Annotated in this window: 1 protein-coding gene; it reads left to right on the top strand. The window is 52.4% G+C overall.

What is annotated here, in order from left to right; translation table 11 throughout:
* A partial coding sequence (locus CBI42_RS13430) for a hypothetical protein (protein ID WP_179211410.1) occupies positions 1 to 586 on the top strand: 586 nt, incomplete at both ends.

Raw genomic sequence — 586 nt, 5'->3', positions numbered from 1 at the left:
CCTCAACGAGCGCATCTAAGTCAGCGTCGACAAGCGCCAGCCAAAGTGCCTCAACAAGTGCATCTAAGTCCGCGTCAACAAGTGCCAGCCAAAGTGCCTCAACGAGCGCATCTAAGTCAGCGTCAACAAGTGCAAGTCAAAGTGCTTCAACAAGTGCATCTAAGTCCGCGTCGACAAGTGCAAGTCAAAGTGCCTCAACAAGTGCATCTAAGTCAGCGTCGACAAGTGCCAGCCAAAGTGCTTCAACGAGCGCATCTAAGTCAGCATCAACAAGTGCCAGCCAAAGTGCTTCAACGAGCGCATCTAAGTCAGCGTCGACAAGTGCCAGCCAAAGTGCTTCAACGAGCGCATCTAAGTCCGCGTCGACAAGTGCCAGCCAAAGTGCTTCAACAAGCGCATCTAAGTCAGCGTCGACAAGTGCCAGCCAAAGTGCTTCAACAAGCGCATCTAAGTCAGCATCAACAAGTGCGAGCCAATCAGCAAGCACGTCTGCGTCTGAGTCAGCATCAACAAGTGCGAGCCAATCAGCAAGCACATCAGCTAGCCAGTCAGCAAGCACAAGTGCCTCTGAGTCAGCAAGCACAAG

The sequence above is a fragment of the Streptococcus sp. KR genome (genome assembly GCF_002238115.1).
Lineage (GTDB): Bacteria > Bacillota > Bacilli > Lactobacillales > Streptococcaceae > Streptococcus.
The sequence above is the reverse complement of the archived record's forward strand: the minus strand, read 5'-3'. Positions and strand labels throughout refer to the sequence as shown.